Source organism: Actinomadura sp. ATCC 39365, from assembly GCF_054392275.1.
In genome coordinates, this window is sequence record NZ_CP184335.1 from 8710452 (window position 1) to 8735971 (window position 25520).

Annotated in this window: 18 protein-coding genes; 10 read left to right on the forward strand and 8 right to left on the reverse strand. The window is 71.7% G+C overall.

Translation table 11 applies throughout. The annotated features are described in order from the left end of the window. Positions 1-4: 4 nt before the first annotated feature. Complete coding sequence (locus ACNF49_RS42085) at positions 5-2245, reverse strand: transglycosylase domain-containing protein (protein ID WP_498703374.1); 2241 nt, start codon at positions 2243-2245, stop codon at positions 5-7. A gap of 37 nt (positions 2246-2282) precedes the next feature. Next, positions 2283-3593 carry a UDP-N-acetylglucosamine 1-carboxyvinyltransferase gene (gene murA / locus ACNF49_RS42090; protein ID WP_357968102.1) on the reverse strand — a complete coding sequence of 437 codons (1311 nt, stop codon included), beginning with the start codon at positions 3591-3593 and terminating at the stop codon, positions 2283-2285. Between the two features lie 63 nt (positions 3594-3656). On the opposite strand from murA, the gene ACNF49_RS42095 reads away from it, so the two are divergent. Then, a complete protein-coding gene (locus ACNF49_RS42095; RefSeq protein ID WP_357968099.1) occupies positions 3657-4169 on the forward strand; it encodes a hypothetical protein in 513 nt (170 codons plus the stop codon). Here ACNF49_RS42095 and ACNF49_RS42100 read toward each other — a convergent pair. Beyond that, positions 4166-5536 carry an amidase gene (locus tag ACNF49_RS42100; RefSeq protein ID WP_482941246.1) on the reverse strand — a complete coding sequence of 457 codons (1371 nt, stop codon included), beginning with the start codon at positions 5534-5536 and terminating at the stop codon, positions 4166-4168. The two genes, ACNF49_RS42095 and ACNF49_RS42100, sit on opposite strands and share 4 nt — an antisense overlap. Before the next feature lie 150 nt (positions 5537-5686). Continuing rightward, a complete protein-coding gene (gene dnaE, locus ACNF49_RS42105) occupies positions 5687-9214 on the reverse strand; it encodes a DNA polymerase III subunit alpha (protein WP_357968094.1) in 3528 nt (1175 codons plus the stop codon). A gap of 169 nt (positions 9215-9383) precedes the next feature. Between dnaE and ACNF49_RS42110 the strand changes: the two genes are divergently transcribed. Further along, a complete protein-coding gene (locus ACNF49_RS42110) occupies positions 9384-10748 on the forward strand; it encodes an amino acid permease (RefSeq protein ID WP_357968091.1) in 1365 nt (454 codons plus the stop codon). A 141-nt stretch (positions 10749-10889) separates the two neighbouring features. Beyond that, the gene (locus ACNF49_RS42115) at positions 10890-12008 is read left to right on the forward strand and encodes an SGNH/GDSL hydrolase family protein (protein WP_482941247.1); all 1119 of its coding nucleotides are present in this window, start codon (positions 10890-10892) and stop codon (positions 12006-12008) included. 36 nt (positions 12009-12044) lie between these two features. Here ACNF49_RS42115 and ACNF49_RS42120 read toward each other — a convergent pair whose 3' ends face one another. Beyond that, the gene (locus ACNF49_RS42120) at positions 12045-12944 is read right to left on the reverse strand and encodes a chorismate mutase (RefSeq protein ID WP_482941248.1); all 900 of its coding nucleotides are present in this window, start codon (positions 12942-12944) and stop codon (positions 12045-12047) included. Positions 12945-13230: 286 nt separating this feature from the next. Here ACNF49_RS42120 and ACNF49_RS42125 point away from each other — a divergent pair, with 286 nt between their 5' ends. From ACNF49_RS42125 to ACNF49_RS42150, 6 genes are read left to right on the forward strand one after another with little or no spacing between them, the layout of a single operon-like run. Beyond that, positions 13231-15045 (forward strand): serine/threonine-protein kinase, encoded by a 1815-nt coding sequence (locus ACNF49_RS42125; protein ID WP_482941249.1) that lies wholly within the window; start codon positions 13231-13233, stop codon positions 15043-15045. 10 nt (positions 15046-15055) lie between these two features. Then, positions 15056-16786, forward strand: a complete 1731-nt coding sequence (locus tag ACNF49_RS42130) for a protein kinase domain-containing protein (RefSeq protein ID WP_482941250.1) — start codon at positions 15056-15058, stop codon at positions 16784-16786. Then, positions 16783-17646 (forward strand): AraC family transcriptional regulator, encoded by an 864-nt coding sequence (locus tag ACNF49_RS42135; protein ID WP_357968080.1) that lies wholly within the window; start codon positions 16783-16785, stop codon positions 17644-17646. The genes ACNF49_RS42130 and ACNF49_RS42135 overlap by 4 nt, the downstream gene beginning before the upstream one ends. A 10-nt stretch (positions 17647-17656) precedes the next feature. Then, the gene (locus ACNF49_RS42140) at positions 17657-18319 is read left to right on the forward strand and encodes an AzlC family ABC transporter permease (protein WP_482941251.1); all 663 of its coding nucleotides are present in this window, start codon (positions 17657-17659) and stop codon (positions 18317-18319) included. Then, entirely contained in the window at positions 18316-18627 is a 312-nt protein-coding gene (locus tag ACNF49_RS42145) for an AzlD domain-containing protein (RefSeq protein ID WP_482941252.1), read from the forward strand. The genes ACNF49_RS42140 and ACNF49_RS42145 overlap by 4 nt, the downstream gene beginning before the upstream one ends. Before the next feature lie 9 nt (positions 18628-18636). Further along, entirely contained in the window at positions 18637-19923 is a 1287-nt protein-coding gene (locus tag ACNF49_RS42150; RefSeq protein WP_482941253.1) for a serine/threonine-protein kinase, read from the forward strand. A gap of 8 nt (positions 19924-19931) precedes the next feature. On the opposite strand, the gene ACNF49_RS42155 is transcribed toward ACNF49_RS42150, so the two are convergent. Genes ACNF49_RS42155 through ACNF49_RS42165 form a run of 3 tightly spaced genes read right to left on the reverse strand, consistent with a single transcriptional unit; the run spans position 19932 to position 21815 of the window. Beyond that, on the reverse strand, positions 19932-20861 hold the full coding sequence (locus tag ACNF49_RS42155; protein WP_357968068.1) for an RluA family pseudouridine synthase: 930 nt from the start codon (positions 20859-20861) through the stop codon (positions 19932-19934). Continuing rightward, positions 20854-21462 (reverse strand): signal peptidase II, encoded by a 609-nt coding sequence (gene lspA / locus ACNF49_RS42160; RefSeq protein ID WP_482941254.1) that lies wholly within the window; start codon positions 21460-21462, stop codon positions 20854-20856. Before lspA ends, ACNF49_RS42155 begins: the two co-directional genes overlap by 8 nt. Then, positions 21426-21815: a TraR/DksA family transcriptional regulator gene (locus tag ACNF49_RS42165; RefSeq protein WP_357705396.1), complete on the reverse strand. Its 390-nt coding sequence runs from the start codon at positions 21813-21815 to the stop codon at positions 21426-21428. The genes lspA and ACNF49_RS42165 overlap by 37 nt, the downstream gene beginning before the upstream one ends. 439 nt (positions 21816-22254) lie before the next feature. On the opposite strand from ACNF49_RS42165, the gene ileS reads away from it, so the two are divergent. Next, positions 22255-25395, forward strand: a complete 3141-nt coding sequence (gene ileS / locus ACNF49_RS42170) for an isoleucine--tRNA ligase (RefSeq protein ID WP_357968065.1) — start codon at positions 22255-22257, stop codon at positions 25393-25395. Positions 25396-25520: the final 125 nt, after the last annotated feature.

Below are 25520 nucleotides of genomic sequence, written 5' to 3' on the forward strand. Positions count from 1 at the left end.
AAGGCTACCGGGAGCGGTGGCGCGGGCGGCGGAAGGACGGGTCGGGCGGGCCCTGCCCGAGCAGCCACTCGAACAGCCGCCGGTGGTGCCGGAAGAACGCGCGCTCGCCCTGCCGCTTGTTCTTCTTCTTGTCCTCCTCCTGCGCCTCGGCCTCCTTCAGGCCGGGCGTGAACCCGCCGCCGAACCGGCCCATGTCCGGCCCGGGGAAGCCCCTCGGCTCGGTGTTGCCCAGGGCCTGCTGCATCGACTCGACCCAGATCGGGCCGGGCAGCGACGCGCCCTGCACGGCGCCGTAGTACTGGTCGCCGATCTGCACGCCCTGGAGCGGGTAGCGGTAGGAGCCCCGGATGTCGCCGAGGCTCACCGCCGCCGCCAGGTCCGGCGTGTACCCGGCGAACCAGGCCGAGGTGTAGCCGTTGTTGGTGCCGGTCTTGCCGGCGGCCGGGCGGCCGATGCTCTGCCCCTGCATGGTGCCCTTGTCGAACACCCCGGACAGGACGTGGTTGACGGCGTCGGCGACCGGCCGTTCCATGACCTGCTCGCAGGACGGCGGCACGTGCGCGCGCCGGCCGCTCCGGTCGGTGATCTCCACGATCGCCAGCGGCCGGCAGTGCACGCCGCGCGCCGCGAACGTGGCGAAGGCCCCCGCGACCGTCACCGGGTCCATCTCGTTGACGCCCAGCGTGAACGTCGGCACCTCGCGCAGCGGCCTGCCGTCGGCCCGCACCGCCCCGAGCGCCCTGGCCGTCTTGACCACGTTGCAGAGCCCGACCTTGCGCTCCAGCATCATGTAGAAGATGTTCACCGACTTCCAGGTGCCGGTCTCGATGCTGTGCGGGCCGCCCGAGCCCTCGCCGCTGGCGTTGAGTATGCGCGTTTCGGGGTCGTTCACCGGCCGGCCGGCGCAGTTGCGGTAGCCCTGCGCGGGCACCAGCTCCCCCGGCGTCTGGAAGCCGTCGCCGAACCGCCAGCCCTGCTGCAACGCCGTGGCCAGGGTGAAGACCTTGAACGTCGAGCCCGCCTGGAAGCCCTGGCCGCCGCCGTGCGCCACGTCGGCGGCCAGGTTGAAGGTGGTCCTCGGGCCGTTCTTCTTGTTGCCGCGGTTGCGGCCGAACTCCTTGCTGGCCGTCATCGCCCTGATCCGGCCGGTGCCGGGCTCGATCATGGCCTCCGCGGCGACCTCGCTGTCCTCCGGCGAGACGTGCCGCCGGATCGCGCGCTCGGCCGCGCGCTGCGCGACCGGGTCGAGGCCGGTCCTGATCACCAGGCCGCCCCTCGCCATCCTGGCCCGCCGCTCGGCCGGGGTGTTGCCGAACGCCGGGTTCGACAACATCTCGTTCTGGACGTACAGGCAGTAGTAGGGGTACGCGCTCTGCCCGCAGCCGCCCGGCTCGGGCCGCAGCCGCAGGGCCAGCGGCGTGCTCTTGGCGGCGCTCGCCTGGGCCTGCGTGATCAGCTTGAGCCCGGCCATCCGGTCCAGCACGAGATCGCGCCGCTCCTTCAGCCGCGCCTGGTGCGAGCGGCCGAGCGAGGGATCGGTCGAGTACGGCATCCGCACCGCCCCCGCCAGCGTGGCCGCCTGGGTCAGCGTCAGCCTGGAGGCGGTGGTGGAGAAGAAACGCCGGGCCGCCGCCTCCACGCCATGGGCGCCCGCGCCGAAGTAGGCGATGTTGAGGTAACGCTCAAGGATCTCGTCCTTGCGGTACTTGTGTTCCAGTGCCATCGCGTACCGCAGTTCGGTGATCTTGCGGGCCAGGTTGGGGGCGCGCGCCTTGTCCCGTTCTGCGCCGCTACGAGCGCTCTCGACGAGGATGTTCTTGACGAGCTGCTGCGTCAGCGACGAACCGCCCTGCCGGATGCCGCCCGCCTGCGTGTTGGTGAGCAGTGCCCGCAACGTGCCCCGGACGTCGAGGCCGCCGTGCTCGTAGAAGCGGGCGTCCTCGATGGCCACGATGGCCTTGCGCATCAGGGGCGCCACGGCCCCGAGCGGCACGGCCGTCCTGTTGGCCTCGTAGAACTGGGCGAACTGCCTGCCGTCCTTGTCCAGCAGCCTGGTCACCTGCGCCAGGGGCTCCTCGCGGGGCGCGGGCGGCAGGTCGACGAAGGTGTCGGCGACGTTCTTGGCGGCCAGGCCGCCGCCGCTCACCACGGGAACGGCCAGTGCCGCCGCCAGCACCCCGCCGAGCGCCCCCGCCATGGCGAGGCCACCGATGGATCTGAGTACGGTCACGCAGATGATCTGCAACCAGCAGATCATCGGCAAACGCCCACTTCCTCGGTCTTTACCGTTCTCTTCGGATGTTCAGACCAAGCGAGGCGAACTGCTCGTACGGCCGGTGGTAGCCGCGCTCGATGTGGTGCACGCCGCGCAGCGTGGACGTGCCGTCGGCCACCGCCGCGGCCAGCACGGCCGAGAACCCGGCCCTGATGTCGGGCAGCGTCACGTCGGCGCCCTTGAGCTTGGAGACCCCGCGCACCACGGCCGAGTGCCGGGCGTTGGTGTCGTGGTAACGGCAGGCCGGCCCGCCCAGGCACTGGTCGAACACCTCGATCTCGCAGCCCATCCGCTGCAGCGCGGGCACGTAGACCAGGCGGTTCTCGAAGACCGTCTCGTGCAGCACCGACATGCCCTGGCTCTGCGTGAACAGCACCATGAGCGGCGTCTGCCAGTCGGTCATGAAGCCGGGGTGGGTGTCGGTCTGCACGGCCGCCGAGCGCAGGCCCTCGGGCGGGGCGGTGGCGCACAGGTACTCGTCGTTGATGTCGAACCGGGCGCCCATCCTGGCCAGCGTGGTGATCGCGGTGACCAGCCGGTCCTGGGGGCAGCCGTGCACGCGCACCTCTCCCCCGGTGACCAGCCCGGCAGCCAGGTAGGAGAACGCCTCGATGCGGTCGCCGGTCAGCCAGGTGGAGGCGCCGCGCAGGTGGTCGACGCCCTCGATGACGATCCGGCGGTCGGGCGACAGCTCGATCCGGGCGCCCATGCGCTGCAGGAACAGCGCCAGCTCCACCACCTCGGGCTCCATGGCGGCGTTCTTCAGCACGGTCTTGCCCTCGGCCAGCACCGCCGACATGAGGATCGTCTCCGTCGCCCCCACGCTGGGGTACGGCAGTTCGAGCCGGGCCCCGTTGAGCCGTTTGGCCTTGGCGGAGATGCCGGCGTCCCCCACCTCCACCTCGGCCCCCATCGAGCGCAACGCCTCCACGTGGAAGTTCACCGGCCGCCGCCCGATCGGGTCGCCGCCGACCAGCGGGACGAACGCCTCCCCCGCCAGGTGCAGCAACGGCCCGAGCATGAGGATGGGGATGCGGTTGAGCCCGGTGAACGCGTCGGGCACCCGCGGCCTGATCTCCGCCCCGCGCTCGATGCGGATCTCGGAACCGGCGATCTCGACGTGGATGCCGAGCGCCTCCAGCATCGCCGCGGTGATGCCCACCTCGCCCACGTCGGGGGCGTTGTGGATGCTGCTCTCGCCGTTGCCCAGCATGGCGGCGACCATGTGCTTGGACACACCGTTCTTGGAGCCCCGTACGACGACGTCCCCGCGGAGGGGGCCGGAGGGCTCGATCAGCCAGACCTCTTCTGCAATCACGAAGCGAGCCTAACCGGGAGATACCATCGAGCAGGTTCGGATGCAGTTGTGAGGGGGAATGGCGTGACGAGGGAAGTACGCGCTTTTGCGGTAACTGTCCTCATACTCGCCACTCTCGGGGTCGCCGCCGGGCTGAGCTGGTCCGCGATCTCGCCGCGGGCTCCGTACCAGGTGACCGATCATGGCCTGGTGCTGGCCGACCTCACCACGCAGGCGCTGATCGCGGCCGACGGCTGGTTCGCGGTGATCACGGGCGCGCTGGGGCTGCTCTGCGGCGGTCTGGCCTGGTTCGCCGGACGGCGCTGGATGCTGGCGGTGCTGCTCGGGTTGTGCGCGGGCGGGGTGGCGGGCAGCTTCCTCACGTTGTGGGCCGGGTCCACGTTCACGGTCGGCGCGGTGGTGGTGGAGGCCGCGGCCGAGCCCGGGGTGCGGATCGTCCCCGGGGCGCTGAAGCTGACCGCCGAAGGGGTGCTGGTGGCCTGGCCGCTGCTCGCGGTCGGCCTGTTCGGGCTGCTGGAAGGCATGCACGGCTACCGCGAGTCGCCGCTGCGGCACCCGTACGGGATCGAGCCCTAGACCGGCGGCCTGCGCAGGCCGTGGCCGGTGGCCTGCTCGAACGCGCGGGCCACGCGCAGCACCCTGGCGTCGGCGAACGGCCGCCCGACGATCTGCACCCCGACCGGCAGCCCCTCGGGCGTGAACCCGGCCGGCACCGAGACCGCCGGCGCGTGCAGCACGCTGATCCAGTACGCCGAGCGCATCCAGGCCAGGTAGTCGGGCAGCGGCTCGCCGTTGATCTCGCTCACGTGCGGCTGCTCCACCGGGAACGGCGGCACCTGGCTGACCGGCGCGATCAGCACGTCGTAGGTGTCGAAGAAGCCGGCCATGCGCTGGTAGAGGCCGCTGCGCAGCCGTTCGGCGCGGGCCAGGTCGGCGCCGGTGACCGTGCGGCCCCGCTCGACGTTCCAGCTCGTGTTGGGGCCGAGGCCGGTCAGGTCGCCGAAGGACAGCGCGTAGTACCAGGCGCGGTAGATCCGGAAGGCGTCCTCGGCGTCGGACAGGTCGAGCTCGACCTGCTCCACGTGCGCCCCCAGCTTCTCGAACACGGCCGGCGCCGTCGCGGTCACCGCGGCCGTGCGCGGGTCGACCGGCAGCCCGCCCAGGTCGGGGCTCCACGCCACCCGCATCCCGCGTACCCCCTCCTCGGGCTCGGGCGTGAACCTCTCCTTGATCGCGAACGGCGAGCGGGCGTCGAACCCGGCGACGGCCCCGAGCATCAGCGTGAGGTCGTCGACCGTGCGCGCCATCGGCCCCGGCACGGCCAGCGTGTACCAGGCGGCCGTGTCGGAGGGGTCGGGGACGCGCCCCGGCGTGGGGCGCAGGCCCACGACGTTGCAGAACGAGGCGGGGTTGCGCAGCGAGCCGCCCATGTCGGAGCCGTCGGCCAGCGGCACCATGCCGGTGGCCAGGGCCGCCGCGGCCCCGCCGCTGCTGCCGCCGGCCGACCTGGTGAGGTCGTAGGGGTTCCTGGTGGCACCGAAGACCTCGTTGACGGTGTGCGAGCCGGTGCCGAACTCGGGCGTGTTGGTCTTGCCGATCGTGATCGCCCCGGCGGCGCGCAGGCGGCGCACGATCAGGTCGTCCTTGTCGGGGACGTTCCGCGCGAACAGCGGCGAACCGTACGTGGTGCGGATGCCCGCGGTGTCCACCAGGTCCTTGTGGGCGACCGGGACGCCGTGCAGCGGCCCCTCGGGCTCGGCCGCGTCGGCCGCCTTGGCCGCCTCCAGCGCCCGCTCGGCCACCAGCGTCACGATGGCGTTGACCTGGGGGTTGACCTGCTCGATGCGGTCGAGGTGGGCCTGGAGCAGCTCCACGGCGCTCACCTGCCCGGCCCTGATCAGGCGGGCCATCTCGGTCGCGGTCAGGTAGTGCAGTTCGCTCACCCTGCGATCCTGCCCCACCCGCGCGCCGGGACACGACGGCGACCTTTGCCCACCTCTCCCGCCCGCCTTGGCACCCGCCCACAAGACGGGCCGAGAAGCCCCGGCGCGGTCAGGCGCCGGGGCGGGCCGGGCCCAGGTGGCTCCGGAGGGTCAGGCGCCCAGGCAGGCCGGGCCGAGGAGTTGCTTGAGGTCGCCCATCAGCGCCGGTGACGGCGACACCCGGAGGCGGTCGTCGACCCGCATGACGGTGGTCTTCGGCCCGTTGTGCACCTGGAGGTGCACCTCCGAGGTGCCCGGGTGCGTGGTGAGGATCTCCTTCAGCCGCCCGACCACCGGCGGAGTGCACCGGGTCAGCGGCAGGCTCACCAGCAGCGGCCCGCCCGCCTCCTGGGTCAGGTCGGGCGCGGTCACCTCCATGGCGATGATCTTCGCGACGTCCTCGCGCTTGTCGATGCGCCCCTTGACGAAGACGATCGCGTCTTCGGCCAGGATCGTCGAGCACAGCTGGTACGCCGACGGGAAGATCATCACCTCGATCGCGCCTTCGAGGTCCTCGAGCTGGGTGAGCACCCACGTGTCACCCTTCTTGGTGACCTTGCGCTGCACCCCGCTCAGGATGCCGCCCAGCGTCACCACGTGCCCGTCGGCCCGGCTCTCGTCCTGGACGGCGGCGATCGAGCAGTCGGCCCCGGCGGCCAGGATGTGCTCCACGCCGAACAGCGGGTGGTCGGAGACGTAGAGGCCGAGCATCTCCCGCTCGAACTGCAGCAGCGTGTTCTTGTCCCACTCCCCGACCGGGATCTGCACGTCGAAGGTCTGGTCCTCGCCGCCGTCGATCGCGCCGAACAGGGAGTCCTGGCCGATGGCCTCGTTCTTCTTGATGTCGATGATCGCGTCGACGGCCTGCTCGTGCACCATGACCAGGCCCTTGCGCACGTGGCCGAGCGAGTCGAAGGCCCCGGCCTTGACCAGCGACTCGATCACGCGCTTGTTGCACACGATCGCGGGCACCTTGCGCAGGAACTCCTTGAAGTCGGCGAAGCGGCCCTTGGACTTGCGCGCCGAGATGATGCCGTCGACGACGTTGCCGCCGACGTTGCGCACCGCCGACAGGCCGAAGCGGATGTCGGTGCCGCGCGGGGTGAAGTCGAAGTCGGAGTCGTTGACGTCGGGCGGGAACACCTTGATGCCCATGCGGCGGCACTCGTTGAGGTAGAGGGCCGACTTGTCCTTGTCGTCCTTGACGCTCGACAGCAGCGCCGCCATGTACGCGGCCGGGTGGTTGGCCTTGAGGTAGGCCGTCCAGTAGGAGACCAGGCCGTAGGCCGCCGAGTGGGCCTTGTTGAAGGCGTAGTCGGAGAAGGGCAGCAGGATGTCCCAGAGCGTCTTGACGGCGTCGGAGGAGTAGCCGTTGTCCTTCATGCCGCTCTCGAAGGACTCGAACTGTTTGTCCAGCTCGGCCTTCTTCTTCTTGCCCATCGCCCGGCGCAGCAGGTCGGCTTTGCCGAGCGAGAACCCGGCGACCTTCTGCGCGATGGCCATGACCTGCTCCTGATAGACGATCAGGCCGTAGGTCGTGTCGAGGATCTCGGCCAGCGACTCCTTGAACTCGGGATGGATCGGGGTGATCTCCTGCTGGCCGTTCTTGCGCAGGGCGTAGTTGGTGTGGGAGTTGGCGCCCATCGGGCCGGGACGGTAGAGGGCGCCGACGGCCGAGATGTCCTCGAAGTTGTCGGGCTTCATCAGCCGCAGCAGCGAGCGCATGCCGCCGCCGTCGAGCTGGAACACGCCCAGCGTGTCGCCCCTGCCCAGCAGCTCGTACGTCTTGCGGTCGTCGAGCGGCAGCTTCAGCAGGTCGATCTGCTCGCCGGTGGTGCCCTCGATCATCTTCAGGCAGTCGTCGATGATCGTGAGGTTGCGCAGGCCCAGGAAGTCCATCTTCAGCAGGCCGAGCGTCTCGCAGGTCGGGTAGTCGAACTGCGTGATGATCGCGCCGTCGGAGTCGCGGCGCATGATCGGGATGTGATCGGTGATCACCTCGCGGGACATGATCACGCCGGCGGCGTGCACGCCCGTCTGCCTGATCAGGCCCTCCAGGCCCTTGCCGAGGTCCATCGTCGCCTTGACGTCGACGTCTTCCTCGTAGAGGCGGCGCAGCTCGCCGGCCTCGTTGTAACGCGGGTGGTCCTTGTCGAAGATGCCCGACAGCGGGATGTCCTTGCCCATCACGGCCGGCGGGAACGCCTTGGACACCTTGTCGCCCAGCGCGTAGGGATAGCCCAGGACGCGACCGGCGTCCTTGATGGCGGCCTTCGCCTTGATGGTGCCGAACGTGGCGATCATGGCGACCTTGTCGGCGCCCCACTTCTCGGTCACGTAGCGGATCACGTCGCCGCGCCTGCGCTCGTCGAAGTCGATGTCGACGTCGGGCATGGAGACGCGGTCGGGGTTGAGGAAGCGCTCGAAGATCAGGCCGTGCGGGAGCGGGTCGAGGTCGGTGATGCCCATCGCGTACGCCACCAGCGAGCCGGCCGCCGAGCCACGGCCAGGGCCGACCGGGATGCCGTTCTGCTTGGCCCACATGATGAAGTCGGCGACCACGAGGAAGTAGCTCGGGAAGCCCATCTGCTCGATGATGCCGATCTCGTAGTCGGCCTGCCGCTTGTGCTCGGCGTCGTAGCCCTCCGGCCAGCGGCGGTCCATGCCCTCCCAGACGGTCTTGCGGAAGAACTCGCTCTCCGTCATGCCGTCGGGGATGGGGTAGGTGGGCATGAGGTTCTTGAACTCGAAGAACCCGGCCGGATCGACCTTCTCGGCCACCAGGAGCGTGTTGCGGCAGCCCTCGGCCCACAGGTCGGAGGAGTCGACGGCGCGCATCTCGTCGGCGGTCTTGATGTAGTAGCCGGAGCCGTCGAAGCGGAAGCGGTCGGGATCGGACAGCTGCTTGCCGGTCTGGATGCACAGGAGGGCGTCGTGGGAGGCGGCGTCGGACTCGTAGGTGTAGTGGGAGTCGTTGGTCACCAGCGGCGGGATGGCGAGCTCTTTGCTGATGCGGGTCAGGCCGTCGCGGACCCGGCGCTCGATGTCGAGGCCGTGGTCCATGATCTCCAGGAAGAAATTGTCCTTGCCGAAGATTTCCTGATATTTCGCGGCGGCCTTGAGCGCCTCGTCGTACTGGCCGAGCCGCAGCCTCGTCTGCACCTCGCCCGACGGGCAGCCGGTGGTGGCCATCAGGCCGTCGGCGTGCTCGGCCAGGATCTCGGCGTCCATGCGGGCCCACTTGCGCACGAAGCCCTCGGTGTAGGCGCGCGAGCTGAGCTTCATCAGGTTGTGCAGGCCGGTCTTGTTGCGCGCCCAGATCGTCATGTGGGTGTAGTAGCCACCCGCCGAGACGTCGTCCTTCTTCTGGTGCGGCTCGCCCCACAGCACGGGCTTCTTGTTGTGCCGCAGCTCCGGCGCGACGTAGGCCTCGATGCCGATGATCGGCTTGATGCCGGCGCCCGTCGCCTGCCGGTAGAAGTCGTACGCGCCGTGCATGTTGCCGTGGTCGGTGATCGCGATGGCGGGCATGCCCAGGTCGCCGACCTGTTTGAACATCTGCTTGAGCCGGGCGGCCCCGTCGAGCATGGAGTATTCGGTGTGCACATGCAGATGGACGAACGAGTCGCTGGACGACATGGAGCGGCGCCTCCCCGGGTCTGGATGCGATGGTGCGCTCCGACTCTAGTGGGCCGGACCGACATCCCGGAGCCGCCTCGCGCGCCCCGCGGGACCGGCGCGCCGGAAGCGTCGCGGCCACCGGCCTCGATATCGTCTCCCTCACTCAAAGTAATGAAGGAGACACCGGGTGCGCACGCAGTCCGACGAGGGGTACAGCCACGCGCTGGGCAACCGCCAGATCCAGATGATCGCGATCGGCGGCGCGATCGGGGTCGGCCTCTTCCTCGGCGCGGGCGGCCGCCTGGCCGCCACCGGGCCCGCGCTCGTGCTCTCCTACGCCACCGCCGGGCTGGCCGCCTTCTTCGTCATGCGGGCGCTCGGCGAGCTGGTGCTCTACCGCCCGGCCTCGGGCTCGTTCGTCGAGTACGCGGGCGAGTTCATCGGCCCGTGGGCGGCCTTCGCCAGCGGCTGGATGTACTGGGTCAACTGGGCCTTCACCGGCATCGCCGAGCTGACCGCCATCGCCGCGTACGTCCATTACTGGGCCGGCGGCTTCCCCCAGTGGCTGACCGCGCTGCTCGCGCTGGGGTTCGTGCTGGTGGTCAACCTGCTGTCGGTCCGCCTGTTCGGCGAGCTGGAGTTCTGGTTCGCGATGCTGAAGGTGCTGGCCATCGTGATCTTCCTGGTGGTCGCGCTGGTGCTGGTGGTCTTCGCCGTCGGCGAGGCCGGGCCGCAGAACCTGGTCGCGCACGGCGGCTTCTTCCCCACCGGCTTCCCGCTGGTGCTGATGAGCCTGCAGTCGGTGGTGTTCGCCTACGCCTCGATCGAGCTGGTCGGCATCACCGCCGGCGAGACCGCCCGGCCGCACGAGGTCATGCCGCGGGCGATCAACGGCGTGATCTGGCGCATCGCGATCTTCTACGTGGGCTCGGTGCTGCTGCTGGCGATGGTCCTGCCCTGGACGTCCTACAGCGCCGGCACCTCGCCGTTCGTCACGTTCTTCGCCGGACTCGGGGTGCCCTGGGCGGCCGACGCGATGAATCTCGTGGTGATCACGGCCGCGCTCTCGTCCTGCAACTCGGGCCTGTACGCCACCGGGCGCATCCTGCGGTCGATGGCCACCAAGCGGGAGGCCCCCGCCTTCGCCGCCGCGCTCAGCTCCCGGCACGTGCCGATCGGCGGGATCGTGTTCACCGCGGCCATGTTCCTCGGCGGCGTGGGGCTGTTCTACTACCTGCCCGAGCGTGCCTTCAACATCGCCACGGCGGTCGCCTCGCTGGGGGTGATCACCACGTGGGGGGTGCTGGTCTACTGCCAGACCCGGCTGCGCGCCACCGGGCACCGGTCGGCGTTCCCGATGCCGGGCTCGCCGTACACCAACTGGCTGACGCTCGGGTTCCTGGCGCTGGTGATCCTGCTGATGCCGTTCGCCGACCGCGATCAGCGGGTGGCCTTCTTCCTCATCCCGGCCCTGGTCGCGGGCATCGCGCTCGGCTGGCTGGTGGTACGCCGCCGGCGCCGGCCGCGGGAGGCCGCGCACGAGGCGGGTTAGTCTCGTCCGGGCAGGAGTCGCCGCTCGGGGGAGGCCACACTGGACAAGCTGGACGACACACTCGATCCCGCGCTCGGTCAGACGGCAACCGCCGTCCCCGTCGCCGGGCCGCCGGACACCACCGGTCCCGAGCCAGCCACTGTGCCTGCCATCGGGCCCGCCACCGTGACCGCCACCGTGACCGCCGTCGAACCCTGGGCCCCGGTCGGGGTCGGTGCGGAGCGGCGGCGGCGGAAGGTCTGGCGGGTCGCGGCGGCGGCAGCGGCGGCGGGAGCCGTGCTCGCGCTGATCGGCGTGCCGCTGGGCGTCTACCCGAAGCTCGCCTGCGCCGTGCTCTCCCCCGGCTGCGGGCCGCTCCAGGAGCCGCGCGGCAACCTGCCGCGGCTGACCCGGCTGACGGCCGTCCAGGCCGCGCTGAGCGGCACGTACGTCGCGCTCGGCGACTCCTACTCCTCCGGCGAGGGCGTCTACGAGCAGGACACCGGCCCGGTCAACGACGGCGCCGACCGCTGTCACCGTGCCCGCGGCTCCTACGTCCCGCTGGTGGCGAAGGCCCACCCGTTCACCGGCGGCAGCTCCTTCTACGCCTGCAGCGGCGCCACCACCCGCCAGCTCCTGTCCGGCCAGTACGGCCAGCAGCCCCAGATCACCCGCGTCGGCCCGTCGGCCAGCCTGGTGACGCTCAGCATCGGCGGCAACGACGCGGGGTTCACCGACGTCCTGACCGGGTGCATCGTCAAGCTGCCCTGGTCGTCGGCCTGCGTCGACCAGGACGCCGCGGTCGCCCGGCGCATCGCCGAGCTGCGGCCCAGCCTGACCAGGGTGCTCGGCGAGCTGCGCGCCCGCGCGCCGGGGGCCCGGATCATCGTCCTCGGCTACCCCAGGCCGTTCCCCGCATCGCCCGTCCGCACGGTCGACAACCTGAGCGTGGCCGACCAGCGGTGGCTCAACACCGTCACGCGCAAGCTCAACGACACGGTGGGCGCCGTCACGGCCGAGCACGACCGCGGCCTGGCCGGCCTCGGCGCCCCCGGCAGCGTCGAGTACGTCGACGCCTACGAGGCGTTCACGGGCCACGAGGCCGGCACGCCGCAGCCGTACCTCAACAGCCTGGCCGTGGACATGGACCCGCTGACCGTCAACGCCCGCAGCTTCCACCCCACCGGCGACGGCTACCGCCGCTTCGCCGAGCTGATCAACCAGCAGATCGCCACCGGCCCCGGCCGCCCCCTGCACAACTACCGCCTCACCCCCTCCTGAGCCGCGGGCGGCCCGCCCCGCGGCCCAGTGGTGGGCTCAGCGGCGGGCGCGTTCCTCGGCCAGGTGGAGGCCCGCCTCGATGACGGCGTTCATGACGGCCGCCAGTCGTTCCTCGCCCAGCTGGGGCGCCCGCGCCGCCATCCGCGCCACCAGCGCCCGCTCCCGCGCCAGGTCGCGCCCCGCGAACCCGCCCACCGGCTTGAGCCGCTGCACGACACCGGCCAGGGCGGCGCGCCGCTCCAGGAGGGTGGCCAGCGCCGCGTCGACCCGGTCGATCGCCTCCCGGCACTCGGCCAGCGTGGCCGGCGACTCGGGCCGCAACAGCGCGCCGACCAGCGTCACGGCCTCCTCGGCCGCCCGTACGTCCGCAGCCCCGTCCGCCCGCCCGGACGCGCCCGCGCCGCCCGCGCCGCCCGAGTCGCCGGGCCCGGCGACCACGAGGCCGTCGGCGCCCGCCGCCACGGCCGCCGCCGCCAGCCCCGGGTCGCGCGAGACGTCGGCCAGCACCGGACGCCCCGACGCGGCCCGCGCCGCCCGCAGCACCCCGAGGTCGAGCCGGCCACCCTCGCACAGGACCACCTGGTCGTTCCCCTCGGCCGCGCAGTAGCCGGCCAGGCCCACCCATTCCTCCACGGACGCCGACGGCCGCCGCTCGACCACCACCGGCAGCCCGAGCCCGGCCGCGGCCCGCACCAGCGGGATGTCGCGCGTCCACGTGGCCCCCACCACCACGGCGTCGGCCAGCGCGGCGATCGCCGGCAGGTCGGCCGCCGAGTACGGCTCCACCAGCGTGGCCCGCTCCCCCAGCGCCTCACGCGCGTCGACCTGCCCCCGATGCGGGCGCAGGCTCACCCGCCCGCCGATCACCACGGCCGGGCCGTGGCCCACGCGCAGCCCGCCGATCGTCACCATGTGCCGCTCCAAGGTCGATGTCATCTCGACTCCCCACTCGGGCCGGCCCAGCGAAGCCGGCAGGAAAACCAAAAAGGCAGAGACGGGGCGTCTCTGCCTTGTGCCGACTCCAGGTGGTCGCTAGCTGACGACCGGCCCTCCCGGAGCCGGCTCGGTAAAGATGTAGCGACAAGTCATGTCTGAAACCTTACACCCGCCTCCACCTGCTGGACGTTCCTTCTCATATGGCGGACTGACCTTCCGGCGAGTCGCCGATGATCCCTCGCTATGGGAGTATTTCTTGGCCGAGAGGGAGGGTTTGAGGCCGTTGATGTCGGATCGCAAGCAGGACGGACGCCGCATCGCCGGCCGGTACGAGCTGCTGGAGCCCATCGGCAAGGGCGGCATGGGCATCGTCTGGCGCGCCCACGACGAGCTCCTCGACCGCACCGTCGCCATCAAGGAAGTCCGCTACGCCGCCGCCCTGGGCGACGAGGTGCAGCTGCTCAACCGGCGCACGATGCGCGAGGCGCGGGCCGCGGCCAGGTTCGAGCACCCCAACGTGATCGTCGTCCACGACGTGATCGAGGAGGACGGCCGGCCCTGGATCGTCATGCAGCTGGTCCAGTCGCGCTCCCTGGGGGCGGTGATCAAGCAGGAGGGGCCGCTGCCGCCCGAGCGGGTGGCCGAGATCGGCGTCGCCGTGCTCGACGCGCTGCACCGGGCGCACGAGGCCGGGGTGCTCCACCGCGACGTCAAGCCCGAGAACGTGCTGCTGGCCGACGACGGAAGGGTCGTGCTGACCGACTTCGGCATCGCCACGCTGGAGACCGAGACGCAGCTCACCGTGACGGGCCTGGCCGGCACCCCCGCGTTCATCGCGCCCGAGCGGCTCAAGGGGCTGCCCGCGCGCCGTGAGTCCGACCTGTGGTCGCTGGGCGCGACGCTCTACACGGCCGTGGAGGGCCGCTCGCCGCACGAGCGCGGCATGGCGCTGGCCACGATGCACGCCGTCCTGACCGACGAGCCCGACCCCGCGCCGCACGCCGGGCCGCTGGCCGGGGTGATCAGCGGGCTGCTGGTCAAGGAGCCGGTGCAGCGCCTGACGTACGAGGAGGCCGCGCGGATGCTGCGCGAGGCCGCCAGCGCGTCGAGCCCGGCGGAGACCAGGCGGTTCCCCAGCCGGAAGCTGCGCGCCGCCGTCCCCGCCCCGGCCCCCGTCGAGGACGAGGACGACACCCCGACCGACCCCGACCTGCCCGTCCCCCCGCCCAGGCCCGCGCCCCGGCCTGCACCCAGGACCACTCCCACGCCGAGGAGCAGGGCCGCCGGCACGCCGCCGCCCGTCGAGACCGGCCGGCGGATCCCGCCCTCGACCAGGGACTCCGCGCTCCCCGGCGAGCCCACCGGCCAGCCCACGGTGAGCAGCCGCCAGGAGGGCCGCAGGTTCGGGCCGATCGCGCTGGCCGCCGGGGCGGTCGTGCTGGTCGCCGGCATCGGCGGCTATCTCGGGCTGAGCTCGGCCCCCGAGGACCACTCGTCCAGGCCGCCGCAGGCCAGGCAGTCGGCCAAGGTCCACACCTCGCCCTCCGCGTCCGCCTCGGACACCGAGTCGAGACCGCCGGCCACGAGCACGCCCACGGCCACGCCGTCCTCCTCGCCCTCGGCCACGCCGGACAAGACCGAGGAGTCCGACCCGTTGCCCAGCGGCTGGAAGATGTACAAGGACAAGGAGCTCGGCTTCTCCATCGGGCTGCCCAAGGGCTGGGACGTCTGGGACCGCGGCGGCCGGCAGGTCAAGTTCAAGGGCCCCGGCGCGGCTTCCAACGCCTACCTGATGATCGAGGAGGCGGCCAAGCCCGGCAAGGACCCGTACAAGGACTGGAAGAAGCAGGAGCCGTCGCTCAAGCACAACTTCGGCGGCTACAAGAAGATCGGCATCAAGAAGGTCGACTACATGAAGGCCGCCGCCGACTGGGACTTCACCTGGAACACCAACACGGGCAAGACCCGGGTGCGCGACCGCGGCTTCATCACCGAGAACGGGAAGGCGTACGCCATCTACTGGCACACCCTCAACAGTCACTGGAAGAAGGACTACCACTTGTTCGAGGGCTTCAGCGCGACCTTCAAGCCCGCCAAGTAGGCTTCCCTGCGTGGAAAGGCAGGTCAGCAACCGGTATCGCCTCATCGAGCCCCTCGGCGAGGGCGGCATGGGGGTGGTCTGGCGTGCCTACGACGAGCTGCTCGACCGTACGGTGGCGATCAAGGAGGTCCGCTACACGGGCGTGGGCGACGCCAAGCGGGCCGACCTCAACCGCAGGACGATCAGGGAGGCCAGGGCGGCGGGCCGCCTCGACCACCCGTCGGTGATCGTCATCCACGACGTCGTCGAGGAGGACGGCCGGCCGTGGATCGTCATGCAGCTCGTCCGGTCCCGCTCCCTGGCCGAGGTGATCGGCGAGCGCGGGCCGCTGCCGGTGGCGCTGGTGGCGATGGTCGGCGGCCGGGTGCTCGACGCGCTGCGGGCCGCCCACGCCACCGGGGTGCTCCATCGTGACGTGAAACCCGAGAACGTGCTGCTGGCCGACGACGGCAGGGTCGTGCTGACCGATTTCGGCATCGCCGCCCTGGAGGCCGAGTCGGGGCTGACGGCGACCGGCGGGCTGGTGGGCACCCCGGCGTACATGCCGCCGGAGCGGCTCAACGGCGAGGCCGCCCGTCCGGAGTCCGACCTGTGGTCGCTGGGCGCCACCCTCTACGCGGCGGTGGAGGGGCGGCCGCCGTTCAAGCGCGACTCGTGGGCGGCCACGGTGGCGGCCGTGCTGCGCGACGAGCCCGAGCCGCCCGTGCGGGCGGGGGCGTTGCAGCCGGTCATCATGGGGTTGCTGCGGCGCGACCCGGCGGCCAGGATGCCGGCCGGCGAGGCCGCGCGCCTGCTCCACCAGGTGGCCACCGGGCAGCCGCTGCTGGCCGACCAGACCCCCATGTGGTCGGCCCCCTTCCCGGCCCCCGGGCCCGCCGCACCCGGCCCGTACCCCCAAGGCCCGGCCCCGAGCGACCGCCACCCCACGCCGGGCGGCCCCTACCCGCCGCCGCGGGGATCGCAGCCCGTCACCGGAGACGCGCGGCCGCCGCACCGGACGGTCCCGGGAGAGCCGCGGCGGCGCGGCCGGACGATGTGGATCGCGGTGCCCGCCGCGGTGACCGTCCTGGCGCTCCTGGGCGGCGGCGGCGTGCTGCTCTACGACCAGTTGTCAGGTCCCTCGACGTCCACCCCGACGGCCGGTGCCCAGCCGCCCGCCACCGGCGGCCCCACCTCCGATCCCTCGACGCCGCCGTCGAAGGAACCGACGCCCGAGCCGAGCCCGCAGCCGACCGAGGAACCCACCGGCGAGCCCACGGGCGAGCCGACCCCCACGGCCCCGGCGGTGCCCGCCGGCTGGCGCCGCCTCACCAGCGCGACCGGCCACTTCTCGATGGCCATCCCCAAGACCTGGACGGCCGCCAAGAACCCGACCAGGGACAGCATCCGCTTCTCCGGCCCCGGCACCCCCGGCGCGATGATCGTCGAGTGGACCGTCCCGGACATCCCGTGGAAGGACCCGCAACAGCACTGGATCGGCCTGGAGAAGGAGATCAAGGCCAAGGGCGAGTTCGACCGCTACACCCGGATCGGCATCACCCCCACCGAGTACCTCGGCCTGCGCGCCTCCGACTGGGAGTTCACCCATATGCGCAAGGGGCAGCTCATCCACGTGATCAACCGCGGCTTCCACACCGCGGCCGGCCGCCCGTACGCCCTGTACTGGGAGACCCTCGACTCCCGCTGGGCCGCCGACCGGCACTGGTTCGACACCTTCGTCAAGACCTTCCGCCCGGAATGACGCCGGAGCACGACGGCGCGCGCGAACGGGCCCGGTTCTGGCGGCATCCGGCGGTCCCCGAGACCGACCTGCTCAAGGCCCGCTACGTCACCCACCGCTTCTCCCGGCACGTCCACGACGGTTACGCCATCGGGCTGATCGTGGCGGGCGTGGAGGAGTTCGACTACCGCGGCACCCTGCACCGGGCGGGCGCGGGTGAGCTGGTGCTGGTCAACCCGGACTCGGTGCACACCGGCCAGGCGGGCACGCCGGGCGGCTGGGCGTACCGGATGTTGTATCCGTCGGTCGAGGCGCTGGCCGGGATCGCGGCCGAGCTCGACGCGCCGCTCGCCACCCCGTACTTCCCCGAGCAGGTGGTGCGCGACCCGGAGGTGGCGGTGCTGCTCGGGCGGGCGCACCAGGCGGCCGAGCGCGGCGACGCGCTGGCGGCCTCCACGCTGTCGCGCACGCTGTTCGCCCGGCTGCTGAGCAGGCACGCAGCGCCCAGGCCGGACGCGAACCCGCCCGGCGCGGGCCGGCAGGCGGTGCGCGAGGCGATGGCGCTGCTGCACGAGAGCCTGCTCGACCCGCCGACGCTGGAGGCGCTGGCGGCGGCGGTGGGCGTGCGGCCGTTCCCGCTGCTGCGCGCGTTCAAGGCCGTGACGGGGCTGCCACCGCACGCCTACCTCACCTCGCTGCGCGTCCGGCAGGCCCGCCGGCTGCTTTTGGCGGGGGTACGCCCGGCGCAGGTGGCGGCGGACGTGGGCTTCACCGACCAGGCCCACCTGAACCGGCACTTCAAGCGTGTCGTGGGCGTGCCGCCCGCCGCCTACCAACGGGCCGCAGGAACGTACAAGACCGGATATTTGCCCACTTCATAAGCTGTTTCCCATGGAACAGACAACTCGCCGTTCCGCCGCTGTGCGTGACGGTCTGGGTGTGGGTCTGGCCGTGGGGTTGTCCGGTCTCGCGTTCGGCGCGGCGGCGATCACCGCCGGGCTCAGCGTGCCCCAGGCGTGCGTACTGAGCCTGCTGGCCTTCACCGGCGCCTCGCAGTTCGCACTGGCCGGGGCGATCGGCGCGGGCGGCGACCTGACGGCCGCGGCCGCGGGCGCGCTGCTGCTCGGCGGCCGCAACACCCTTTACGGCCTGCGCCTGGCCGACCTGCTGAACGTCCGCGGCCCGCGCCGGCTGCTGGCCGCCCACGGCGTGATCGACGAGACCACGGCCGTCACGCTGGCCCAGCCGGACGAGCCGTCGGCGCGCACCGGCTTCCTCACCACCTTCGCCAGCCTGTACGTCGCCTGGAACCTCACCACCCTCGCCGGCGCGGTCGGCACGTCCTTCCTGGGCGACCCGCGGGTGCTCGGGCTCGACGCCGTGGGCCCGGCCACCTTCCTGGCCATCCTGTGGCCGCGGCTGGCGGCCAACGGGCGGCTGCGGGTGCTGGCGGTGGGCGGGGCGGCGGTCGCGCTGGCGGCCAGCCCGTTCTTCCCGCCGGGCGTGCCGGTGCTGCTGTCGGCGGTGGCGGTGCTGGTGGTGATGGTGCGATGACGGTGTGGTGGGCGATCGTCGCGGTCTGCCTCGGCTGCTACGCGCTCAAGCTGGCCGGGCTGGCCGCGCCGCGCCGGGTGCTGGACCATCCGGCGATGCGCAGGTTCGCCGAACTGGTGCCCGTGGCGCTGCTGTCGGCCCTGATCGCGGTGCAGATGTTCACCGAGGAGGGCAGGCCAGCGTTCGACCCGGCGCGTACGGCCGGTCTGGTGGCGGCCGTGGTCGCCCTGGTGCTGCGGGCGCCGTTCCTCGTCGTCCTGGCGGCGGCGGCCGTCGTCACCGCGCTTGCCCGGATGTTTCTTGGGTAGTCGCCGTGCATGTCCGATTCTGCGGGGATGGTCGGTGGCCGCTACCGGCTGCTCAGGACGATCGGCCAGGGCGGTATGGGAACCGTGTGGCAGGCGCATGACGAGGTGCTCGGCCGTGACGTGGCCGTCAAGGAGGTGCTGCCGCCACCGGACCTGACCGGCCCTGAGCGCGAGGTGTTCGCCGTGCGCACGTTCCGCGAGGCGCGGGCGGCAGGCCGGGTGGCGCATCCGGGGGTGGCGGCCGTCTACGACGTACTGGAGGAGGGCGGGCATCCGTGGATCGTCATGCAGCTCGTGCACTCCCGTACGTTGGGCGAGACCATCCGCGCCGACGGCCCGCTGCCCCCGGCCAAGGTCGCCGCCATCGGGCTGCAACTGCTGGAGGCGCTGCGCGCCGCGCACGCGGCGGGCGTGCTCCATCGTGACGTCAAGCCCGACAACGTGCTGCTGACCGAGGACGGCCGGGCGGTGCTCACCGACTTCGGCATCGCCACCACCGAGGACGAGGCCCCCGTCACCAGGACCGGCATCCTCATCGGCACCCCCGCCTTCATGGCCCCGGAACGGGCGGCCGGCGGCCAGGCCAGGCCCGCGTCCGACCTGTGGTCGCTGGGCGTGACGCTGTACATGGCGGTCGAGGGCCACTCCCCCTTCCACCGGGAGAACGCCCTGGCCACGCTCGGCGCGGTCATGCACGCCGAGCCCGAACCGCTGGCCCGCGCGGGCGTGCTCGCCCCCGTGCTGCTCGGGCTGCTGCGCAAGAACCCCTCGCAGCGCATGTCGCTGGAGGAGGCCGAGCAGCGGCTGAGACTGGTCCTGACCGGCGGGCCGCTGGAGCAGACCGGCCCGGTCCCGGTGCCCCCGATGGCCGTACGCCGCCCGCGCCGGACGCCGATCCTGGCCATCGCGGCGGGCGCGCTGCTCGTGGGCCTGGTCACCGGCGGCGCGGCCTGGTGGACGAAGCAGTCGGACCAGCCGGTGCAGGGCCGCGCCCCGACGATCCCGGCGGTCGTCACCCCGCCCGGCAGCGACGCCCCGAAGGACACGCCGAAGACCACCGTCACCGACTCCGAACCGCCCCCCGCCACCTCGCATCCCCCGCGATCCACCGCACCGCGGAGCAGTGCCCCCTCACCCACCAGCGGCGAACGGACCAGCACCCCCGCGAAGTCCCCCGCGAAGAAGCCGACGCCGACCAGGTCGGCGGCCCAGCGGGACGAGCAGGAGAAGAAGCAGGACGACGCCCCCTCCAGGTCCCCCGGCCAGATCGACCCGTCGCAGGACGGCGAGGAGTAGCGACCGGCTCAGGTGTCGGCGGCGACGGCGTCGAGCGCCTTCTGCAGGTCCTCGGGGTAGTCGGTGCTGAAGGACATCCAGTCGCCGGTGGCCGGGTGCTCGAAGCCCAGCGAGACCGCGTGCAGCCACTGCCGGGTGACGCCCAGCCGGGCCGCGAGCGTCGGGTCGGCGCCGTAGAGCATGTCGCCGACGCAGGGGTGGCGCAGGGCCGACATGTGCACGCGGATCTGGTGCGTACGGCCGGTCTCCAGCTTGATGTCCAGCAGCGAGGCCGCCCGGAACGCCTCGATCGTGTCGTAGTGGGTGACCGACGGCTTGCCGCCCGCGACCACGGCGAACTTGCCCTCGCCCGAGGGGTGGCGGTCGATGGGCGCGTCGACGGTGCCCCGGAACGGGTCGGGATGGCCCTGGACCAGCGCGTGGTAGCGCTTGTCGACCGTGCGCTCCTTGAAGGCCCGCTTCAGCGCCGAGTACGCGTGCTCGCTCTTGGCCACGACCATCGCGCCCGTGGTGTTGGCGTCGAGCCGGTGGACGATGCCCTGCCGCTCGGCCGCGCCGCTGGTGGCGATCGTGTGGCCGGCGCCGAGCAGGCCGCCGATCACGGTCGGGCCGGTCCAGCCGACGGTGGGATGGGCGGCCACCCCGATCGGCTTGTTGACCACGATGATGTCGTCGTCCTCGTAGACGATCGTCATGCCCGGCACCGGCTCGGCCACCGGCATCGGCGTGCTGACCGGGGGCGGCAGCGTCACCTCCAGCCAGGCGCCGGCGTGCACGCGGTCGGACTTGGCCGGCTGCCCGCCGTCGACCTGCACCTCGCCGGCGGCGATCAACTCGGCCGCGCGGGTGCGCGAGAAGCCGAACAGCCGCGAGATCGCCGCGTCGACCCGCTCGCCCTCCAGCCCGTCGGGGACGGGCAGGCTCCGCCGCTCAGCCATCCTGGGGCTCCTTCCCGGTCTCCGTGGTGGTCTCGGTCTCCCTGGTGCCGTCGATCTGCACGTTGCGCCAGGCCAGCAGCACCGCCAGGATGCCGCCGCAGACGATCGCCGAGTCGGCGACGTTGAACACCGGGAAGTAGTCGATCACCGGGAAGTGACCGGGCAGCACCTCGATGAAGTCCACGACGTGCCCCTGGAACTGCGTCGACCGGCCGAACCCCGACGGGTAGCGCAGCAACCTGTCGGTCAGGTTGCCGAGCGCCCCGCCGAGGAGCAGCCCGAGGGTGATCGCCCACGGCAGGCTGTGGAGCTTGCGCGCGGTGCGCACGATCGCCACCACCACGCCCGCCGCGATGAACGTGAACACGAACGTCATCCCCGTGCCGATGCTGAACGCCGCGCCGGAGTTGAAGATCACCCGGAACTGCAGGACGTCCTGGAGGACGACGAGCGGCGCCTTGCCTTCGAGCGTACGCAGCACGATCGTCTTGCTGATCAGGTCAGCCGCGTAGACGACGACCGCCAGCGAGGTGAGGATCGCGAGGAGACGTCCGCGTGGCCTGCCTAGCGGCGTTCCTCCTTCTGCTTGCAGGCCACGCACAGCGTCGCCCTCGGGAACGCCTGAAGACGTTCCTTGCCGATCGGCTTGTGGCACGATTCGCACACTCCATAGGTCCCTGCGTCGATCCTGGCGATCGCACGTTCGTTCTGCGCGACCAGATCGCGCGCATTCAGGGTAAGGGCGATCTCGCGTTCGCGCTCGTACGTCTTGGCGCCGGCGTCCGCCTGGTCGTCGCCCGCGCCCTGGGTGACGTCACCAGAGGCTATCTCCGACTCGTGGCGGAGGATGTCGGCCTCGAGCTCGTCGATCTCGGTCCGCAGCCTGCCGCGTACCTCGGCCAGCTCCTCTTCCGACCACATCGACGGTGTAGCGGTCTGCGTGACTGCCGCCATGGCTGCCTCCATGCTGATCAAGGCCGTGAATGGTGCGGGCAGCTTAGGATCCTCATAACGGAACGGCAAACGACCCGCCGGATGGTTTACCTCACCCGTACTATCCCGCCTCGCCCGTTCAACTCCTCCCCGGGGACGTCCATTCCCACAAATTTCCTCCCTGCGTACCAACGCCGCCGGGAGCGGGAGGAAACCTGGAAGTCTTCGGCTCCACTCTGCGTTATGGTTTGAGACTGCAAGGCGTTGATGGGGCCCCGCTGTGAGGGATATCACCCCGGAGCCGCCGGAAGAACGGCTCGGCAGAGCTCACTAGACCCGGCAGCAAGCGAATGAAGAGGGCCTCCCCGGAGGCCAAGAAGGGTGGTACCGCGGAGCCGCGAGGCTTCGTCCCTTCGCGCACGCCACAACCGGCCGACGACGCGTGGAGGTCCCGCCCGACATGTCTTCCCCATCATTCCGCTCTCTTCCCGCGCAGGTCGACCTGCCCGCGCTCGAGCGCGAGGTCCTCGACCGCTGGCGGGACGGGAAGATTTTCGAGCGGTCCGTCGAGCAGAACGCCGGCAACCCCGCCTGGGTGTTCTACGAGGGCCCGCCCACCGCCAACGGCCTGCCCGGCGTGCACCACGTCGAGGCCAGGGTGTTCAAGGACCTGTTCCCGCGCTACAAGTCGATGCGCGGCTTCAGCGTCCCGCGCAAGGCCGGCTGGGACTGCCACGGCCTGCCCGTCGAGGTCGGCATCGAGCGCGAGCTGGGCCTGACCGGCAAGAAGGACATCGAGGACTACGGCATCGCCGAGTTCAACGCCAAGTGCCGCGAGTCGGTGCTGCGGCACGTCGACGCGTTCGAGCAGATGACCGAGCGCATGGGCTACTGGATCGACCTGTCCCAGGCGTACCGGACGATGGACCCGTCCTACATCGAGTCGGTGTGGTGGTCGCTGAAGGTCGTCTTCGACAAGGGGCTGCTGTTCCGCGACTTCCGCATCACGCCGTACTGCCCGCGCTGCGGCACCGGCCTGTCCGACCACGAGCTGGGCCAGCCGGGCGGCTACGAGAACGTGTCCAGCCCGTCGGTCTTCGTGCGCATGCCCGTCACGTCCGGGCCGCTGGCCGAGCTGGGCGCGGCGCTGCTGATCTGGACCACCACGCCCTGGACGCTGGTGTCGAACACGGCCGTCGCCGTGCACCCCGACGTCACCTACGTCGCGGCCAGGACCGCCGACGGCGAGGTGCTGGTGGTGGCCGAGCCGCTGCTGTCCGTCCTCGGCGAGGACGTCACCGAGGTGGCCCGCTGCACCGGCCGCGAGCTGGAGCGCACCCGCTACAGCCGCCCCTTCGACCTGGTCGACATCCCCGGCGCCCACTACGTCGTGCTCGGCGACTACGTCACCGTCGAGGACGGCACCGGCCTGGTCCACCAGGCCCCCGCCTTCGGCGCCGACGACATGGCCGTCATCAAGCGGTACGACATGCCGATCGTCAACCCGATCGGCCCCGACGGCCGGTTCCTCGACGACGTGCCCATGGTCGGCGGCCGCTTCTTCAAGGACGCCGACGAGGAGCTCACCGAGGACCTGCGCCGGCGCGGCCTGCTGTACCGGGGCAGCCACTTCGAGCACGCCTACCCCCACTGCTGGCGCTGCCACACCGCGCTGCTGTACTACGCGCTCCCGTCCTGGTACATCCGCACCACCGCGGTCAAGGACCAGATGTTGTCGGAGAACGCCAACACCAACTGGTTCCCCGAGACCATCAAGTGGGGCCGGTTCGGCGAGTGGCTGCGCAACAACGTCGACTGGTCGCTGTCGCGCTCGCGCTACTGGGGCACGCCGCTGCCGCTGTGGGTGTGCTCGGCGGACGAGAGCCACGTCACCTGCGTCGGCTCGCTGGCCGAGCTGGGCACGCTGGCCGGCCAGGACGTCTCCGCGCTCGACCCGCACCGCCCGTACGTCGACGACGTGAGCTTCGACTGCCCCTCCTGCGGCGCGCTCGCCACCCGCGTGCCCGACGTGATCGACGCCTGGTACGACTCGGGCTCGATGCCGTTCGCGCAGTGGGGTGAGCACGGCAAGCCGGAGGGCGTCTACCCCGCGCAGTTCATCTGCGAGGCCACCGACCAGACCCGCGGCTGGTTCTACTCGCTGATGGCGGTCGGCACGCTGGTCTTCGGCCAGTCCTCCTACGAGAACGTGCTCTGCCTCGGCCTCATCCTGGCCGAGGACGGCCGCAAGATGAGCAAGCACCTGGGCAACATCCTGGAGCCGATCCCGCTGATGGACCAGCACGGCGCCGACGCGCTGCGCTGGTTCATGGCCTGCTCCGGATCGCCGTGGGCGGCCCGCCGGGTGGGGCACAACGGCCTGGAGGAGATCGTCCGCAAGGTCCTGCTGACCCTGTGGAACACCTCCTCCTTCTTCACCCTGTACGCCAACGCCGAGTCCTGGACCCCGTCCGAGCCCGCTCCGCCGGCCGCCGAGCGTCCGCTGCTGGACCGCTGGGTGCTGGCCGAGCTGCACCGGACGGTCGCCGAGGTCACCGCGTCCCTGGACGAGTACGACACCCAGCGCGCCGGCCGCCGCCTGGCCGACTTCCTCGACGACCTGTCCAACTGGTACGTCCGCCGCTCGCGCCGCCGCTTCTGGCAGGGTTCGCGCGAGGCGTTCGCCACCCTGTACGAGTGCCTGGAGACGGTCATCCGGCTGATGGCGCCGATCACGCCGTTCGTCACCGACTACCTCTGGGACGTGCTGCGCGCGCCCGGCGCGCCCTCCTCGGTCCACCTGACCAGCTGGCCGCAGGTGCGCGAGGACCTGCTCGATCCGGCGCTGTCGGACCAGATGGCCCTGGTCCGCAGGCTGGTCGAGCTGGGCCGCTCGGCGCGTGCCTCCTCCGGCGTGAAGACGCGGCAGCCGCTGCGCCGGGCGCTGGTCGGTGCGCACGGCTGGCCGTCGCTGCCCGCCGAGCTGCGGGCGCTGGTGGCGGACGAGCTCAACGTCCAGGACCTTGAGGACATGTCCGGATTCGACGCCGATCTCGTGTCGTACACGGTGAAGCCGAACTTCCGGGCGCTCGGGAAGCGGTTCGGGTCGCGTACCAAGCTGGTGGCCGCCGCGGTGACCGCCGCCGACGCCACCCGCGTGGCCCGCACGCTGCGTGGCGGCACCCCCGTCATGATCGAGGCGGACGAGCTGGGCGAGATCATGCTCGGCCCCGACGAGGTGATCGTCACCGAGCAGCCGCGCGCGGGCTGGGCCGTGGAGACCGGCGCCATCGGCACCGGCACCGGCGAGACCGTCGCCCTCGACCTGGAGCTGTCCGACGAGCTGCGCCGCGCGGGCCTGCTGCGCGAGGTGATCCGGCTGGTCCAGGAGGCCCGCAAGTCCTCCGGCCTGTCGATCACCGACCGCATCGACCTGTGGTGGACCGCCTCCTCGCCCGACCTGGCCGCCGCCCTGCGCTCCGGCGGCGGAACGGTCGCCGAGGAGGTCCTGGCCACGTCCCTCACCGAGGGCGCCCAGGAGGACCTCCCGGCCCACCACGACGAGGACCTGGGCCTGACGTTCCACCTGCGCCGCGCCTGACCCAGGCCGCGATCCGACCGGCGACCACGCGGGGGCGCCACCGATCACCTCGGTGGCGCCCCCGACGTGCGCGCCCCTGAACTGGTAGCGGTGATCGCCTGCCTCCGCTCGCATTCCGAAAGGAT